This is a genomic window from Pseudomonas sp. P5_B2 (assembly GCF_056400445.1).
Genome location: NZ_JBFULH010001356.1, coordinates 1 through 675, shown reverse-complemented (window position 1 = coordinate 675; position 675 = coordinate 1). Strand labels below are relative to the sequence as shown.

The 675-nt window shown below is 55.2% G+C and carries 2 protein-coding genes; both read left to right on the top strand.

Annotated elements, in window-relative coordinates; translation table 11 throughout:
• Positions 1-178: GDP-mannose 4,6-dehydratase (locus AC1DRJ_RS31210; protein ID WP_477805501.1), on the top strand; the 178-nt coding region annotated here is incomplete at its 5' end.
• Positions 178-675: NAD-dependent epimerase/dehydratase family protein (locus AC1DRJ_RS31205; protein ID WP_477805500.1), on the top strand; the 498-nt coding region annotated here is incomplete at its 3' end. The genes AC1DRJ_RS31210 and AC1DRJ_RS31205, both read left to right, overlap by 1 nt.

Genomic DNA, 675 nt, shown 5'->3' with positions numbered 1-675 from the left:
AGTGCTGGTCACCATCAATCCGAAATTCTACCGCCCGACTGAGGTTGAGTTGCTGATCGGCAACCCGGCCAAAGCCAAGGAAGTTTTGGGTTGGGAGCCGAAGACTTCGCTGGAAGAGCTGTGCCGCATGATGGTCGAGGCGGATCTGCGTCGTAATAAACAAGGATTTTCGTTCTGATGGCTATTGCTGGCAAACGTGCACTGATTACTGGGATACAGGGCTTCACCGGTCGTTATATGGCGGACGAACTTCGGGCTCATGGCTACGAGGTCATCGGGCTAGGCAGTCAGCCTTCCGATCAGCGCAATTATCACCAGGTGGACCTCGCGGATGGCCCAGGTTTGCGTACGTTGCTGGCAAAAATTCAGCCGGATATTGTTGTGCATCTCGCAGCATTGGCGTTTGTCGGGCATGGAGCGGCGGATGCGTTCYATCAAGTCAACTTGATAGGAACGCGTAATCTACTGGAGGCTGTTGAGGCCAGTGGAAAGTCGCTGGACTGCGTGCTGATTGCTAGCAGCGCCAATGTCTATGGCAACGCTTCGGGTGGCTTGTTGTCGGAGACCACTTCCCCGGCACCGGCCAACGATTATGCCGTCAGCAAGTTGGCCATGGAGTACATGGCCAACCTTTGGCACGAGCGCCTGCCTATCGTCATCACTCGTCCTTTCAAC